This window comes from Maribacter antarcticus DSM 21422, from assembly GCF_000621125.1.
Taxonomy (GTDB): Bacteria; Bacteroidota; Bacteroidia; order Flavobacteriales; family Flavobacteriaceae; genus Maribacter; species Maribacter antarcticus.
In genome coordinates, this window is sequence record NZ_KK211214.1 from 975146 (window position 1) to 993194 (window position 18049).

At 40.5% G+C, this 18049-nt stretch carries 13 protein-coding genes; all 13 read right to left on the reverse strand.

Annotated elements, in window-relative coordinates:
- Positions 1–18: 18 nt before the first annotated feature.
- Positions 19–1479: a sulfatase gene (locus Q360_RS24110; RefSeq protein WP_084273513.1), complete on the reverse strand. Its 1461-nt coding sequence runs from the start codon at positions 1477–1479 to the stop codon at positions 19–21.
- A gap of 262 nt (positions 1480–1741) precedes the next feature.
- Positions 1742–2887 (reverse strand): Gfo/Idh/MocA family protein, encoded by a 1146-nt coding sequence (locus Q360_RS0120775; RefSeq protein ID WP_027078797.1) that lies wholly within the window; start codon positions 2885–2887, stop codon positions 1742–1744.
- 76 nt (positions 2888–2963) lie between these two features.
- Positions 2964–3992, reverse strand: a complete 1029-nt coding sequence (locus Q360_RS0120780) for a sugar phosphate isomerase/epimerase family protein (protein WP_027078798.1) — start codon at positions 3990–3992, stop codon at positions 2964–2966.
- Between the two features lie 72 nt (positions 3993–4064).
- Positions 4065–5276: a cupin domain-containing protein gene (locus Q360_RS0120785; protein ID WP_027078799.1), complete on the reverse strand. Its 1212-nt coding sequence runs from the start codon at positions 5274–5276 to the stop codon at positions 4065–4067.
- A gap of 202 nt (positions 5277–5478) precedes the next feature.
- On the reverse strand, positions 5479–6534 hold the full coding sequence (locus Q360_RS0120790; protein WP_027078800.1) for an aldose 1-epimerase family protein: 1056 nt from the start codon (positions 6532–6534) through the stop codon (positions 5479–5481).
- 150 nt (positions 6535–6684) lie between these two features.
- Positions 6685–7488, reverse strand: a complete 804-nt coding sequence (locus Q360_RS0120795; protein ID WP_027078801.1) for a 3-keto-disaccharide hydrolase — start codon at positions 7486–7488, stop codon at positions 6685–6687.
- A gap of 15 nt (positions 7489–7503) precedes the next feature.
- A complete protein-coding gene (locus tag Q360_RS0120800; RefSeq protein ID WP_027078802.1) occupies positions 7504–8655 on the reverse strand; it encodes an FG-GAP repeat domain-containing protein in 1152 nt (383 codons plus the stop codon).
- 137 nt (positions 8656–8792) lie between these two features.
- Positions 8793–11480: a c-type cytochrome gene (locus Q360_RS0120805; protein WP_211251610.1), complete on the reverse strand. Its 2688-nt coding sequence runs from the start codon at positions 11478–11480 to the stop codon at positions 8793–8795.
- Positions 11481–11531: 51 nt separating this feature from the next.
- Positions 11532–13025 carry a RagB/SusD family nutrient uptake outer membrane protein gene (locus Q360_RS0120810; RefSeq protein WP_027078804.1) on the reverse strand — a complete coding sequence of 498 codons (1494 nt, stop codon included), beginning with the start codon at positions 13023–13025 and terminating at the stop codon, positions 11532–11534.
- A 29-nt stretch (positions 13026–13054) separates the two neighbouring features.
- Complete coding sequence (locus Q360_RS0120815; RefSeq protein WP_084273514.1) at positions 13055–16147, reverse strand: SusC/RagA family TonB-linked outer membrane protein; 3093 nt, start codon at positions 16145–16147, stop codon at positions 13055–13057.
- Between the two features lie 561 nt (positions 16148–16708).
- Entirely contained in the window at positions 16709–17062 is a 354-nt protein-coding gene (locus tag Q360_RS24995; protein ID WP_027078806.1) for an alkaline phosphatase family protein, read from the reverse strand.
- Positions 17063–17077: 15 nt separating this feature from the next.
- Positions 17078–17314: a hypothetical protein gene (locus Q360_RS25000; RefSeq protein ID WP_027078807.1), complete on the reverse strand. Its 237-nt coding sequence runs from the start codon at positions 17312–17314 to the stop codon at positions 17078–17080.
- A gap of 201 nt (positions 17315–17515) precedes the next feature.
- Entirely contained in the window at positions 17516–17686 is a 171-nt protein-coding gene (locus Q360_RS26370) for a hypothetical protein (protein ID WP_211251615.1), read from the reverse strand.
- Positions 17687–18049: the final 363 nt, after the last annotated feature.

An 18049-nucleotide genomic window follows, 5' to 3' on the forward strand; every position in this document is an offset into this window, starting at 1 on the left:
GAATAGATTTCAGATAATTTAATCGTTGTTAATGATAACAATATTTTTTTGAGAAACCTCATAAGATAAATGTCCTGTAGAGCCTTTGCCTAATATTGTATGCCGCTCTTTGGGTAGCTGAGCCCTATGGTTTTCAATTACATCAGCATAGTCTTGATTTTCAATTTTATTGTGCCATTCGTTCGGGTCGTTTAAGTGGTCATAAAACTCTTCGGAACCATCATTATATTGAATGAAACGATAATGTTCTGACACTATGGCGTAATTACCTGGGCCAAAACTAGTTCTCGCGTAATGAGTCCAAGGAACATCAAGCTGTTGTAACAAAGGAACTAATGAGTTTCCTTCGTGGCTTGTGTCAGGTTCGAGCTTGCTTAGTTCTAAAAGTGTTGGATAAATATCTAAAAGTTGAACTGGTCTATTAGATACTTTTCCTTTGGTAATGCCTGGCCCCATTAGTATCATTGGTACTCTAGTTCCATCTTCCCATAAACTCCGTTTCGCATGGCGTTCTTTTTCACCGATATGAAATCCGTGATCACTGAACAAAACCACATAGGTATTTTTTCCATAGTCCCCCTTATCCAGTGCTTTAAGAACCCTTCCGACTTGTTCATCTACAAAGCTTACACAGGCCAAATATGACTGTACAATGGGCTTCCATTCATCATTTTCTGTTACCCATTCATGGGTAGGAGAAACATGTTTTTCTCGGGTAATATCTTTTCCATATGAAGAAATATCATTTAAATCATCCGCAATGGTCTTCGGTAATTCCAAGGATTCTAAAGGATATAAATCAAACCATTTTTTAGGTACGAATTGTGGAACATGTGGCCGATAGAAACCGACCCCCATCCAAAAGGGTTGCTCTTGTTTTTCTGCCAATTTTACTTCGGCCCAAGTGGCGATTTTATAGTCCGGCATCTGCTCGTCCCGTTGCGGATATGCACCCCAATCCCAAAGAGGATGGCCGGGATAGGCACTTATTTTTGCGTCTGGCATAGGACCAAACCCTCCAAACTGACCTGCGTAATTAGGTATATGGGCTTCGTTGATTCCTTTCCCATTATGAAATAGCTTTCCGGCCGCAAATACGTTATAACCCTCTAGTTGAAAGCGCTTGGGCATTACCTTATTCTTTCTTGCTATGGGTGACTCAGAAATATCGGGGTTTAAAAAGTAAATTCCAGTTGTGCTAGGATAAAGAGAAGTCATTAAACTGGCACGACTTGGATTGCAGGCAGGAGCTTGACACTGGGCATTGCTGAATAGAACACCACGGTTGGCAAGTTCATCTATATTAGGTGTTTTAGCCTGTGGATGACCACCTAAAACACCTATCCAGTCATTAAGGTCGTCCACGGCAATTAACAACACATTTGGTCTTTCTGTCGTTTCAGCACTTTTCTTCTTTTTACTTTCGTTACAGCTCAATAAAAATCCTATTAATGCTATTAATATAATTTTTGCTTTCATATAAGTATCTCTAATAGATGTTTTCTTTTCTAAAAACTAACTGCTCAACAACGTTACAAGTTAAGAGATTACGGTTGGTAGATAGTTAAGTATATTATGCTCAGAAGAAAATTTTTATAATTTGAAATCAAATTATAGCAGGGTAGTGCAGGATGCTTTTCAAATCAATTGTAACTAATATTAAACTAGAAGAGTTGTTAACTTCTGTTGAGTTAGTTTATAAAGGGATGAATATTTAATTATCATCCCTTTATTTAAATTCTCAATTAATAGTTTTCCAACTTCTACTTTTCCCCGATTCGATAACCGCCTCACATACCTTCTGTGTTACCAAGGCATCTTCGAAAGTAGGTGAACAGGGTTCACCGGTTTCTAAACTTTTAAGAAAATCAGCGACATGGTGTACGAAGGAATGTTCGTAACCTATGCTTAGCCCTGGCACCCACCATTTGTCCATATATGGTTGGTCACCATCCGTAACATGTATAGAGCGCCAGCCACGTACTATGGAATCGTCATTGTGGTCAAAATATTCAAGTCGGTTCAAGTCATGTAAATCCCATCGGATAGAGGCATTTTCGCCATTGATTTCAAAGGTGTATTGGGCTTTATGACCTCTTGCATAACGGGTAGACTCAAAAACTCCCAAAGACCCGTTGTCGAAATGACAGTGGAAGATACAGGCATCATCAATATCCACCTTTTGGACTTTTCCACTGGCTTGATGAACCCGTTCTTTGATAAAGGTCTCCGTCATAGCAGAAACATCTTCGATAGAGCCGTTGAGCCAGATAGCGGTATCTATACAGTGCGCCAAAAGATCTCCGGTTACGCCCGATCCGGCTGCAGCAGCATCTAAACGCCATAGTCCTTCGCCTCCTTGAGGTAGTTCTGGGCTAATGGTCCAATCTTGTAAAAAATTAGCACGGTAATGAAAAATACGACCTAGTTTCCCAGAATCAATGATTTGTTTTGCTAAGGTAACGGCCGGGATACGACGGTAGTTGTACCATACCGTATTTTTTACACCTGTCTTTTTTATGATTTCTACCATTTTTTCTCCCTCTTCCAAAGTGCGTGAAAGTGGTTTTTCACAAAGAATCATTTTACCCGCATTTGCTGCGGCAATAGCAATTTCGGCATGCATATTATTTGGTGTGCAAATATCAACAGCATCGATATCATCTCGGGCAATAAGGGTTTTCCAATCGGTTTCCCAAGATTTATAGCCCCATTGCTCGGCAAAGGTCTTGACCTTGCTTTCTGTGCGGGAACAAACTGCCTGTAATACGGGTCGATATTCCAAGTCAGGAAAAAAGTTAGAAACACGGTTATATCCGTTAGAATGTGTCCTTCCCATAAATCCACATCCTATTAATCCAATTCTAAGTTCTTTTTTATTTGCCATAATTTCGTTTATTTTACTTTTACAATATGAATTATTGGTTCTAGTACCAGTAACTCTCAGATTCTTTTAATGGCTCCTAGCTCCAACCGTGTTGCTCACGAACCTTAATCATTGTGGCTAAAATATCGTTCCATGTTTGCTGTTGGGTCAATACAGAATTGTCGAACATGCAACCGTCCCAACAAATGTGTTCAAACGCTTTAGTAAGTATGCTATTTTCATCGCGTAGCCAAAAACCAGCATCATTGGCAACGTCAAGTTTACCGTTGGGGTCGGTCGCCAGACAATGTCTGCCCGTTTTATCGTGGGACCCTATGCCGTATGAGGTTCCGTCATTTTGTGCCACATGAAAATCGATGGTCCAGGGGCGAAGTGCCGCTGTCAATTTTCTCAGTCCTGCGGTCAAGGCTTTACGATCATTCCAATCGAAGCCTTCTGGTAGTATGCGGTCTTCGGGTGCATTGTAGCCCAATAAATAAAGTAAGGTGTGTGACATATCTGCCTGAAAACCGATGTTAGGTCGGTCTACCGCTTCAAGGGTCTCTACCATGGCTTTCCAACTGTGCATACCGCCCCAGCATATTTCGCCTTCAGCGGCCAGTTTCTCATCGTATTCTGCAGCTACATCACAGGCTTCCCTAAAGGTCTGGGCTATTAAATTGGTATTGTTCACAGGATTTTTTGACCATTCTTCAGGGCTAGATGCAGAGTCGATACGAATCACTCCGTAAGTCCTGACACCGTGTTCCCTCAAGACTTTTCCGAAACGGCAGGATTTCTTGACCATTTCAACAAAGGTCTTGCGGTCGTCGGAACTGCCTAAAGTAGGACCGCCCCATATAGGAGCTACCAAACTACCCACGTTTAAGCCTAGGTTGGCTATTTTATCGGCAATTTTTTTTATTTCATCATCCGAACTGTAAATGTTGATGTGGGGATCTAAAAGCCCTAAATCTACTCCATCGAATTTAACCCCATTTACTTCTGCTGCTGCGGTCATTTCGAGCATTTTGTCAAAAGATATAGGGAGTTCGGAGTCAGGTCCTTTCCCTACTATTCCAGGCCAAGTGGCGTTGTGCAATTTTGGAAAACTATTCGTCTGCATATTATCGTTGATTTTAAGAGATTGCTTTCAAATATTTACTGTAAAACATTCTCTGAGTTAATATAATTTTAATCAAAGCTTAAGATCGGGATTTTTAGGACCAAAATGTTTTAACATGACAATGGGGTCCGTATTACTCTGGTTCACAACTGTAACCCCCTCTTTTGCTGCCTTTTCGGTTACAAAGTACTCATCATGTGTTAATTGGCCGTACCGTATCAAGGAAGGTGTTTCAATATCCCAAACACCCATTTTACCATGCCCTTGCATCATGATCATACCGTAACAGGCGCTATCTTTAATAGTTACGGTCTGGCCCGGTAGTACCGTCAGCTCTTTAGCACTAAAGGCATTGGAACGGTAACAGATCCATTTATCGATATAGCCCTTAGCTTTCATTTCATCTAGGGGAGCTACAGGTATCGGGTTCATGAAGCGCGTCTCCAACATGTTGGGGTCAGTGTTTAGTTCCCAGTCTATAACCTCCATCAATTGGTCAAAGTCGCCCATACGGTTTTCCGGTGTGCCATTCCATAGGAGATTTTCAGGAATGATCGCCTCGTTTACTAAAGACTGATACATTGCAAACACATCGGAGGCTTTTTGGGGTTCGTACGTACACATACTTCCAGGCGCATGAAGCATTCCCGGGGGTACGTCCCAACCAGTACCGGGCTCCAAACGAAAGGCCGATGAATAATTGGTAATCTTATTATCGCCTTTGGTAAAGTTGACCAAACACTCACGAATTTGCTCTTTGGTGGTTCCGGGGGTTATTCCGAAAAAAGTATAGGGAAAATCCCCGCCATGGTTATTTAGTTGTGGCGGAAAATAATAGGCTTCTGGCTTTCCTTTTTGTCCGATTTTAGCGGCATGTTCGTCATTGTGATGAATATGATGGGGTAGGGGACCCATGTTGTCAAAAAATTTCGAGTACATGGGCCAGCTTTGGTATTCGTTCCAAAGCCGGTCGCCGATGATTTTGCCTTTGAGCTCTTCAACTACGTCTTTTAGAAGTATCTGTACCTCTTTACCGCTGTCTTTCAAGACAACAGGACTAAGGCCTTCGTTCTTTCCGGTCAAAGGGCCGTTTTGTGCAGGGGTGGTGGAAGCGAACCAACGCTCGTCGATGCCGCCGCGTTCGCCACCGAGAACATAATAGTCATCAGGATGTAGTTTGATGCGTCTCCCCGGTACGCAAAAGGATCTTGGAACCCAAGTTGGTGCAAGTCGCAAGATGCCTTTACCTTGCTCTACGGCGTTTTCTGCTAGTGTTTTCCCCATTGTATTATTTGTTTTTGATATCCAATAGGCTCAATAACCATTTTTCTTTTGGCTAGGATTTTGGTCTTGCCCCATTTGGGATATTTGTTATTGTTTAGTTAGTTCGTATTATTTTCCACATCTGTTTATTACTTTGGCGTGTTACAATTTTATCATGGAAACTCGGTTGTAATTTTTTTTAATTGAAACCATCATACGGGTATCAAAATGTTGTAATCTTGTTTTTTTCCAAGACTTCTAATTCTACGCGATAGGTTCTTTTTTCTCCAGGTTCCAACATGATTAAGGTATTTTCTTTTCTAGCGTTTGACTGACCTATAGGCGGATTGGTTGCTGGTTCTAGTGCAGTTACATATTCATTCTTTCCCCAATGCTGCCAGTTAATCAACCAAGGCAACTGTTTTTTAGGAAAATTCAAAAATACCCCCAACTTAAGATTTTCATTATAGATACCGCAATGCGCATTGCCCTTTTCATCGGCCTGTATGTCTATGAACGCGATATCTTCTCCCGTTCCGGAATGGGCAGCTAAAACATCGGGGCACGTTTTGAAATCGGTACCGTCTTTAAAAATTTTTGCAGGCGAATCTGGTGTTGGCGAATTCCATTTACCTTTCCATAATAACTTGGTGCCCTTGTCTACCAATGGCCAACCGAAGTTGATATGGTAAAGCAGCATATGCGGACTAGCAGTATTACTGCGATTTACCACTTCATCATTGATGATGATTTTAGATTCGCCTAATTTTCCGGAAATAGTGCGTCTTAGTTCTAAAACTGGTCCAAAAACCTGTGTCTCTTTTATAATGCCCGTGATACTCATTTCCAGTTTACCTTCAGCCGGATTGGGTTGAATAATAGAAATAATTTCGGCAGGCGTATTGCTGATAAGCCCGTGAAGCCCGCGCTCCCCGTAGCCATCCTTTTCTGGGCCACCCACGTGCGATAGTCCACAAGTAGTTACCAGTCCCCCACTAAAATTACGAATCCATTGCATGCCGGAATCGGAAAAGCGGGCTGGAGGCGAAACGCCCATATGGCTCAACCAAGCCAAACTGTAGGCATTATAAAAAGCATCAGCAATATCCATGGCACGGTCTATAACTACCTTGTAACGAAGTCCGGTTCCTGTATTTATCCAAGCAATTCGTGTACCCTTGGCTAATCCGTTATCCAAAATAGACGTTTCAATACCACCTATCTGTGTGGTGTTTGAAAACTTATTTGAGCCATTTTTTATAAATTTTTTTTGCTCCATGAAATTGATGGTTGATTTATGGATAATGTCAAATAGTATTAATTCCGTTTAATTTGTTGTTGGTATTTACTAGTATTAAAGATAAAAGAACTGATTTCAATTTTCATAAAGAGACGCGTGATTTACTGCTTTTTAAAAGGTTTATGTAATCTATAGATTTTTCAACCTAATATTTCTATATTCGATTTTCATGGGCGGTCCAACATGTACTTGTACGCCCAAATGTCCTTTGAGTTTTCTGTTTATCATATCGTTATCCGTTACATCGCTCATTAGAATATCATTTACATAGTGTTGAAGTCGGTTGCCGTTGATGACCAAATGAACTTCGTTCCAATCTTCACTTTTTATTTTTGTTTTCAGGGAATCGGATACCCCAAGGCTACCGGTAATTATTCTGCTTTGCCAGCAGTTTTTTAGTACGTTGGACTTTAGCGATCCCGGAGCCTCGGGTTTATCTTGACTATTGATGATCACTTTTTCACCTCGATAGGCCAAGGTCGCCCTTTTTCTCTCCTCGTAGTTTTGTCCTGTGTATCTGATTTTCCCGTCTATATCGGCTTGATAGCCTCTTAAAGCATTGGGGATGCTATCAATGACCTCACTTCGGTAATTGATTCCGCTGTTGCCGGCCTCGGTAATCCTGAATTCAAGTTTTAGTTCGAAATCATCGGGTTGGTCTCCTTGCCAAACCATGAAAGTGTTTGATTTTAAAAGAGTTTCAGGGGTTACCTCACCCACTAAATTACCATTTTCTACTCGCCAATAGTTAGAGTCACCTTTCCATTCGGACAGGGTTTTCCCGTCAAAAATTTGTTTAAAATCATCAGCTTCCAAAATTGTTTCCACTGTTTTCTGGGCAGTGTCGTTGGTCTTTTCTTCCTTGCAGGAAGCTATGCCTGTTACTATGAAAAGTACTACCGGCATAGCGATAAAAATACGTTTTAGTTTCATGTTGAAATCTTTAGTTTAGTTGTTGTAATATATATATAGGCCGTCTTTCCCAGCCATAATTATATCTTTTTTTCCGGAAACATTAATGTCGATTACGGTAAAAAACACACCTGTACCCTTACCTTCCCCATAAGTGCCATAATCAATCACTTGTTTACTGAATGCAGATCCGGTCCATTTAAAATAATAGATTCCTGTTGGGTCATTTCCACCAGGATCTTTACCGTTATGGGCGCGGTATCTTTTTCCCGTGACCAACTCTTTAGTACCATCATTGTCTATATCTTCCCACTCCATGCTATGGTATTGAGAATTAAAAGGGTCAATAGGGTGTTTTATCCAATTAGATTCTTTTACTTGCTGGTACCAATCCAGACCATAATCATGTCCTTGGCCTACGATTAGGTCGTTCTTTCCATCTTGATTGACATCTGCCACGACGATAGGAATACTTGCCGTACCTAATTCAAATTCTTGATGAAGCGTCCAGTCTTCTTTAAAAGGTTGTTTGGGTGCTTCGGCCCAACCTTTTCGGATTATAAAATCTCCCCTTCCATCACCGTTGATATCCCCAAAGCCCAATCCATGACCATGCTTTCCAGTTATGGTGTAGTTTTGAAACTCACCGGTTCCTTTCCCTTGGTCGTCAAGAATCAGTTGGTAAACGACCAATGGATTATTGGGAGTGTTGGGTATTATTTCTATTGAGCCATCACCGTCAATATCCCAGCTTCGGATAGTTTCAATATTGCCAGCCATAGCGATGAGGTGTATTTTCCATTCAGAGTTATCGCCAGGGTTTTCTTTCCAAATCAATTCTTTACCGAACCATCCTCCAGTAATAAAATCCATATGACCGTCTCCGTTCACATCTAAAGGTATGGTAGAAAAATCATCATAGTACTCTCCATAGCGTTTGGCCGAACCAATATAATGTCGGTTTTTGAAATCAGGCCCCACATACCAATAAGCACCAGAGATAATATCTAGCACATTGTCATTGTTTACATCAAAAACCCCAACTGACTCATAACTTTCCGATGCAATTTTGGTTTTTACAAAATTTAGTGGCGATTGAAATTCTGCCTTTATTGTTTCACTTTTTTGGGCTAGAATAAACTGCCCCAAAAACAGGAAACCAAAAAGACCTACACCTAAATTTCTCATATACCCATACTGAACCTGATGTATATGTTTAAAGAATTTGGCTATTAAAAACCTGTTCCCAGTAAGGCCGTATGAATAATTGAAATTAGGTATGTGCATTCTAGAAAGTACATATTTATATTGTATGGCCAAGGATTCTAATCACCCGCTTGGCCTTCCGAGGTTTTGTAAATAGGATTATCGGAATTCCCCCCTGAAATCATATAGCCTAATAGATCTTTGACTTCTTCCTCGTTCAATCGATTGATTGTTCCAGGAGGCATTAAGGACATGGTTGACATTTTTGTGCCGATTACCTCATTTTTAGGAATACTTCGAATCACATCGGGAGCGTATGGGTTTTGGGAAATCCTATAGGTGTCATCTTCCTCGCTAATCAATCTTCCTACTACGGAATTTCCACCTTTAAGTGAAAAAACTGTGGAGTTGTACTGATCTGAGATGACCTCATTCGGGTTTATGATAGACTTTAGCATATCTTCAGGCGAAAAACGATTACCTATCTGCGATAGCTCAGGTCCAATATTCTGTCCTTCGCCTCCCATGGCGTGGCACGTTATGCAATTGGTCGCCAAGAACATATTTCGGCCCTGTTCGTAATTTCTATTGCCAAGACCGTTGGCCAAGAGCGGTGCAATGTCTTCTTCCTTCCAATTTTTTCGCGGCCCTTTGGGTTGAATGGCGTTGCTTACTAAATCGTTACCTGAACTACTTAGTAAAGTATCGCCTGACATTTTATTATAAAAATCAAGCTTATTTTTAGAAACCTTAGCTAAAGCATTTTTTCTTGCCTTATCTACGAAACCTATATAACTTCTTCCTGCTTTGTATGAAAATGCTTTGTAAAACCAGTTGAAATATCGCTCATGTAATTCTGGTGACCACCCGTTTGTAGCATCGCTTAAAACGTTTCCGTAATAGGTGCTTTGGGCCGGCGGCATGTTTTTGAGCGTTTCTGCGATTGCCATACCATATTGTGGGTTTCTTAATATGAGATCGGCTGCTTCTGTAGCGGTATTACTCATTACATCTGTATTTTCGCCTTGGGGCGTTTCTAACATGGCAATGGTCTTTGCTACTACTAAGGGTTCGCTAACATACACCAATGTTTTGCTTAACAACTGGTTCAATACATCAGTTTTAGTGGGATAATGGGAAGCAAGGTAATTACCTACAATTTTTTCTGTTGTTAAACTTGGCCTACCTAAACGTGAAAGTGCTAATTCGATGGCTCGAACCAAGTCTACCTGCTGTCCCGTATTAAGACTTTCAAAATTGATGTTGGTTAGGGTTTTTATTAGGTTTGCCTGTTGATCTTTGTTTCCTTGACGGGCCATTGCAATCGCTGCTTGAATTTTTTTTATAGCATCTTTTTCTTCATATACTTTTGCTTGCCACATGGAAACTGGTTGGTGTTCTAATGCAATACGAGCTGCATATTGTATAAAGCGATCTTCGCTATCGAGATGGTGCCAAGCTGCTTCAACACCTCCTTTTTTTGACCCTGTGTGAAAAGTCTCAAGTTCTTTTCTAATCTTATTTCCATCCGTTTGTTCCAACGCGATAGTTTCGGTGGGAATATTTTTTTCATCTCCAGCATAAAACACGCGATAAAGATCAGAATCAAGCCTGCGGCCACCGGTCATAAAGTACATGGCACCGTCTGGACCAATAACGCCATCTGTAAGTGGTAATGGTATGCCAGATAAAAATTCCTCTTTCGTACCGGTATAGGATGAACCTTTTGTTTCTAGTTCCATTGCGTAGATAATTCCAAAACTCCAATCAAAAGCAAAAACACTGCGTTTGTATTTTTCAGGAAACTTTGCGTTCATACCATAAATAACGTTGGTAGGCGAACCTTGACCAATATCCATTACAGCTGGAAGATTATCTGGATAAGCTGGGGACCATTTTCCATTACCAGTACGCCAGCCAAATTCAGACCCGCTGGTGACATGACAAATTCTTGTAGGTCGGTACCAAGGCATGCCTAAATCCCACTCCATATCTGAATCATAAACGAACATGTCGCCAAGTTCGTTAAATGCTAAGTCAAATGGATTGCGAAAGCCGGCTGAGACCAGTTCCCAATTTTTCCCTTCAGGATCAGTGTTTGCTACCCAACCTCCTGGTGCTCCTCGATCATTGGCATGCCCGCGAGGATCTTTGATTTGGTAGAGGAGGTTATCATCTTTCCAGTTATTTGGCAAACGATAGCTATCCATTTCGGGCAGATCTGTATGGTTTCCTGCAATAATGTATAATGATTTACCATCTGGAGACGGTACAATACTGTGTGGCCCATGTTCTCCAGCCCCGTTTAATAATTTTAGTAACGTTATGCTGTCGTATTGATCATCATTATTTGTGTCTTGTAGGCGGTAAAGTCCACTAGTTTTTTCGAACTCTTCGTTACCACGATGGTTCACCATAACATAGAGGCTGTTAAAAGCATATAACAGGCCTTGTGCATAACCCATTTGAATGACTGAATCGGCTACTTGCTCCTCTGTTTGTATCTTGAGTTTTTCTATGTTGGGCGTAAGGTTTTCAGAGCCAATCGGTGCAATCTCCATACGGTATAGTGTTCCGTACTGGTCTGAAGTAATCAAACGGCCTTTGTCATCAAAGGTCATTGCTACCCAAGAACCTTTATCGTTTTCGGCCGGACTATATAAGTGCTCTGCCTCAAAGCCAGGTTGTAATTTCAACTTTGTCAATTTAGGATTTGTTGACTGTGCAGCGCTAAGGTCAGCTTCATTTTGTTCACCACATGAAATGGTCAGCACAAGGCTGACCATTATCAAAATATATTTTCTCATAAGCATATTTTGTTTTTAATTATATCGATAATGCTACTATTCTATAATGTTCTAAAAATTAGGATTAAATTCTGATTCGCCTGCGGGCAATGCATAACGCTCCCTAATATTGGTAAAAGCATTTCCCGCAGCTTCTACCCCTACTGGGAAATAATAAGCATTAGGATTGTTTATGACCCTATCACCAAATTCTGTCATGACCTGAATAGCTTGTCCTGTTCTTACTAAATCAAACCAACGCTTGTTCTCGAAAGCCAGTTCTACTCGTCTTTCCCTAAAAATCGCATCCCCTAGATCTCCAGTATGTGCTCCTAATCCTGCCCGGGTTCTAACTTGAGTAAGATAAGGGAGTGCCTCACCGCCTTTACCTTGCTCTTCTAAGGCTTCAGCCAAAAATAATAAAACTTCTGAATATCGATACACAGGAAAGTTCATACCATGGTTGTTATGCAAGGCATGTGGCTCTACAAACTTCTTGATAATAGGATAAACCCCATCGTTCCAAAAACTTTCCCTGGTCAAAACATACATGATAGAGGCATCCTCTCTTAAATCACCCTCTTCATAGGCTTCAATAATGTCTGGGGTTGGAATATTATTTCCCTGCCCGTTAATAGGTTGCGCATCGGGTGTGCCGAATAGTAATGCAAGTTCATCTGCCTCTATGGGACGGGGAAGAAAATTATACATGAAATTTCCCTGAACTCCTTCTGCACCCTCTCTATACTGCACTTCAAAGACGGACTCCATGTTGTTCTTATTATCGCTATTGCCGGTAAAGGCATCCTCATAATTAGGCATTAGCATATATTCTCCGCTGCCCACTACAGACTTCAACAATGCTTCAGCAGCCTCCCATTCTTCTAGCACCATATGAACATTTGCCAAAAGTGTTTGTGCTGCTCCCGAAGTTACCCTACCAGGTTGTTGGTCTGATTTAAGTGGTAATAAGGGAATAGCTGCCAGCGCGTCAGCTACGATTTGTCCGTAAAGAACGTCTTCTGAAGTAAGGGGCAAGGCGGCTCCTTCTCGGTCTAACACAGGTTCTAAATGCATGGGCACCGACTCATATAATTGAACTAGGTCAAAATAGGCAAATGCCCTTAAAAAAAGTGCCTGACCTTTTACATTGGCTTTTACGGCAGCGTCTATTTCGGCATCGTCTATCGTTACCAAAATTTGATTTGACCTTGCAATGATGGCATATAAAGTCCTGTAGTAGTTCGTAACATTTCCATTGGGTGTAATACCGCCTTGGGTAATCATCGAATGATCGGCAATATCTTGATTTGTTTCTGTCGCTCCAAAAGCCGTGTTTCTTGCAAAATAGGTGTTGTCCGCACTCATTTCGGTCATAAACGGTTTCGTTGAATTGTAGAGTGACCTCAAGGGTTCGTAATTAGCATTTACCGCTTGTGTAAAATCATCTTCCGTATTAAAGAAGGTCGGTACACTTAAAGAATCTTCGGGAAAGACGTTTAGTTCGTCTTCACAGCTCATTGCAATAAAGCAGATAAGACCAAGAAATAAGATTATTTTTTTCATTTTTAAGTATTTAAGTTTTATGCTTTCGATTAAAAGTTAAGGTTTACACCAATATTGATAATACGTGGTATCGGATACCCTGAGAGATCTACTCCGGGCGCTAAATTTCCTCCATCGCCTTGTCCGTTATTTTGAACGCTTATTTCTGGGTTTGGTCCCCCCCAGTATTTTGTAAATATGTGTACGTTTTGAATAGAACCATAGATACGTGCCGATTTAAAATATTTCTCCAATCCTGGTAGTGTATATCCTAAGGTAATATTTCTAATATTGAAAAAAGAGGCATCTGCAACAAAACGATCGTTTACCCAATCCCTTTCTATACCGGTAACTCTACCTCCACCTACTGTGGTGCCATAAAAACCATCCCCAGGATTTTCTACAGACCTAAAACGATTTTCTACATCTTTCAAAAGATTAAAAACCCCATCTAGGTTGGTAGTACTGAACAAGTGGCGTACCAAAACCTCGTTACCTTGTGATCCTGTAGCGATGACTGAAAAATCCCAGTTGTCGTAGGTAATCCTATTGGTGATACCATATGTAAAGTCAGGAAACGGATTACCCGTGATTGCTCGATCATCATCAAGACCTCCTCGGGTTATTACGCCATCGCCATTAACATCTATAAGTTTGATACTACCAACCGTAGAACGGCCGGGTACTTGTGGCGAACTATCCAAATCTGCTTGATTTAAATAATTGCCGTCCGATAAATGCCCATAAAATTGAGCAAAAGGCTGCCCTACTTGTGTTATATGTAAATTACCGGGTCCAAATACCTGGTCTATGCCCTCGGCCAATGCTACCACTTCATTTCTATTGAACGAAATGTTGGCATTCGTGGTCCATTTGAATCTTCCTGTGGTGTTTACCGTATTCAATGAAAATTCATGACCCCAGAAACGAAGTTCTCCAATGTTATCACTAAAGTTGGAAAAACCGGATTCTCTAGGCACTTGAATGTTGAACAATAGATTGGTCGTATTCTTAGTGTAATAATCATAGATAAAAGATACCCTATCCTTAAAAAGGCTTAAATCGAGACCAATATCAAATTGTTCGGTTGTTTCCCATCCTAAATTAGGGTTGGATAATGAGTTTACTGCTGACCCTGGTGCAAATGTATCACCAAAGACCGCGGGAACGTTGTTATCAACTAAAGCATATTGGGTATAGTTACCAATATTTTGATTACCGGTAACGCCCCAACTTCCGCGTATTTTCAATAGCGAAATAGCTTCTGCATTTTCCAAAAACGATTCATCGGAAGCTATCCAACCACCTGAAACGGAAGGGAAGGTACCCCATCTGTTTTCAGAACCAAATCTGGAAGAACCATCGGTACGTATCGATCCAGTTAACAAGTACTTTCCTTTGTAGTTGTATGTTAATCCGGCAACTCCAGAAACCAACGTGCTTTCTTGTACTTCATCAAAAGTACCTCCCCGATCGATATTTATAGCACCTTGTATAACCGGCAATCTATCGTCTGGAAAATCGGTAGCTCGAATTCTGGTTCTATCTATTCTGAATTGTTGGTATGAAAAAACACCTAAAACGGAGAAATTATGATTTCCAATAGAGTTAGTATAGGTAGCGATATTTTCATTTAACCAATTAAATTCATCTCTATTGTTCCAAATAGCTTCGTTGTTCGTAGGTATGGGGCGGTTGATTCTATTAGTAGCATTCGTTGGACTAAAGAATTCGGTGTTCCTTTGGTAGAACTCGGCATTTATGCTAGATTTAATACTCAGCCCTTTAATAGGTTTCCAATCGACATAAGCATTGGAAACTAAATTAAGGTCTCTGTCCTCATTTTTTATTCGCTCCGCCGAATTCAACCAGTTGGCGTAAGCGAATATGTTTCCAGTATCTGCCGGAAACCTATTAAATTCAGTCCTAGTCCCATCAGCATTGTTGATAGGCATTATAGGCCATGTGTGCAAGGCGTTGAACAAGATACCTGTTCCTCTACTACCATCAGTTGCTGGGTCATTTCTTACAACCCAACTAGGGGCAATATTTACGCCTATCTCTACTTTGTCGTTCGGGTTAAAGGCCATATTGGCCCGTAAGGTAACTTGCTGAAAGTCACTTCCTAAAACTACACCATCTTGGTTTGTTAAACCGGCAACGAGTGAAGCACGAAATTTTTCCGAACCGCCAGATACCGACAGGTTATATATGGATATTGGTGCTGTACGAAGCATGGCATCATACCAATCGTTCGTTTGACCTTCATATTGCGATGGGTTTTGAAAAATATCTGGAACCGGGTCACCCTGATCCTGATAGTATTCTTGTTTAAACTGGGCAAATTCAACAGCATCCATCATTTCTACTCTACCACGTTGTGGAACACTTTGGAGACCTGTAGACATGTTGAAGCTCACGTTGGTCTTGCCTATCTTACCCTGTTTCGTGGTAATCAATACGACCCCGTTGGCAGCCCTAGAACCGTACAAAGAAGTAGATGCTGCATCTTTTAGGACGGTTAAAGTTTCAATTTCTGCTGGATTTATGTTATTTAGATTACCTGCAATTGGAAATCCATCCACTACATATAACGGTTCGCTACCGCCTGAAACCGATAATTGCCCCCTTATACGGATGTTCAGACCCTCACCAGGCGTACCTGTGGTCTGGTTAATTTGAACACCTGCCAGTTGTCCTTGTAGTTTTTGACCAACTTGCGTTACCGGAATATCAGACAGCTCGGTAAGGTTTACTGTCTGTACAGATCCCGTAACCTCTCTTTTAATTTGTGTACCATAACCTACAAGGATTACTTCATCAAGCGATGTGGCATCTTCGGTCATACTTGCATCTACTTGGTTTTGCCCTTTTATTGTGATTTCCTGTGTGGTAAAACCAATATAAGAAAATACCAAGGTTGCATTTGAGTTTGCTACAATACTATAGTTACCATCAAAATCCGTTACGGCACCTTGTGTCGTGCCTTTGACTAAAACGTTTACCCCTGGTAGCGCTTGACCATCTTCTATGGAAGTTACAGTACCTGTCACAGTAGCATCTTGTGCATGGGTGCTAAAACTCCATAAAAAGACTAAAACCAAGAGAAATCTCGGAGAAATCATATTTAATTTTTTTTTCATAATCTGGAATTATTAATTAGTTAGTTCTGCGGTATTCTTAATTGTTTAACTTACATATTAAGAACATCATAAAATTATTGTAAGATTATTGATTGGGCATCCTGTACAATACTGTGCTGTCCTGTACTATCCTGTTAAAATTGATTTTTAGAACAGAATAATAATGTTTCAGTAGCCGGCAACACTCGTGTTAATTTTTTTAAAAGTCAGCTTTGATACGCGTTTTTTGTTATTAAAACCACCTAAAGCACTTTGCTTAATTAATAAAAAAGTTGTTAAATGGGATTTCCCTAATTTCTTTGCCCGGAATAACTTAAAGCCAATATCTTTTTTCCATGTTTGTGCTTAGCCAATCCATTAACTTTTCAAAGAGCTTGTCTATTAGATTAGTATTCGTAGAGCTTATGTCATTTTTTCAAAAGGGTATTGTTCAATAGTATAGAGGCGCAATCATTCATGCCAATCAAAAATCAACTTATAATATCCATCTTGTATTGCTGAATGTGAAGTGAGGGGATAGGATTCATATGGTCTGTTATAACTTACATTAAAAGAATAATGCTAATAGCATGTCTTTTTAGGGTACGAGTTTTGAACGTTTTCACAGTCAGTAATTAAAGGCTTAATACGTTCTCGATCAAGAGAATTAGTTTGGGCAATGGTTTTTGAATCGTAACCTGCACCCTCTAAAATAGTAAGATGAATATCCGTGTAGTCTATTGGGATATCTACCCATTGAACTTCTTTGATTTTTCCTTTCCAACGAACTATAAGTGGCAACCGTATACCACCTTCTGTCAAACAAGCTTTACCACCTAAAAATGGACCATTGTCACTGCCATCTCCTCTTGGTTTTATTTTTGAATCGATTCCTCCGTTATCCGCCATAAATACGGCCAATGTATTTTCTTCCAATCCTATTTCTTTTACTTACTCAAGTATTTTGCCTAAAAAGCAATCCATACTTTTTATCATGGAGGCAGATACCGGGTCTTTGTGGTCGTTCCAACCTTTGTAAGTTTTATGCCCAAAATAGGCTAGCTCATCCTCTTTTCCTTGATAAGGAGAATGAACAACAAAGTTTAAAAAATAGAGAAAAGAAGGGGGTATCTTTTGTTTTAAATTTTTATTAATGAAATTGAGCGCCTTAACCGTCAAGTCATCCATTAGATACACTTGTTTCGTTTTTTGACCTGAGTGGCCTATTGTAGAAGATTCCTGCGGTATCTTGGGGAATCTGTTCTTGGCCTTATTGTCCCATCATTCTTTCCAATTATAATATGCCGATTTACCGGCATCGAACAAGGCTAAAGGTTTAAAGCTTTAGTCGGCCGGTTGGTATCCCTCGGTACCGAAACCACCGATATGCTACTTACTGATAAATACAGAATGATAGTCTTTTAAAGCTTCGGCAATAGAAAGTTCGTCTCTGCTCGTATCATAAGTTGCTGCTGAAGGTACGGTAGAGTTGGATGTGCCATTAATCAAAGCTTGTTTGATTAGAATATTGTTTTTAACTCCGGAATATCGTGCGCACAATTGCCCTCAGGAATAGTCATGTTTTGGTTGTAAGAAGTTTTAGGTGGCATTGCGGTCGTGAACCCCAATCTGCTCGGGTACTTTCCTGTCATAATGCCAGCAAGGTTGGGAGAGCATAATTGATTTGCATAGGCTTGGAAGAATGCAACCCCTTCCGGAATCAATTGATGTATGTTCGGTGTTTCATAAAACATCACCTAAGTTTTGCGCAGAAAACTTGGGAGCATAGGCCCTACTGTCCATAATACCGTAATCCTCCACTAAAACAAAAATGATGTTTGGCCTTATTGGCTGCTTTATTTCGGTATTGATTTTTCTTTTTCAGATTTACCTATTATAAAAACAAGCGTGAAGGGCATAGGA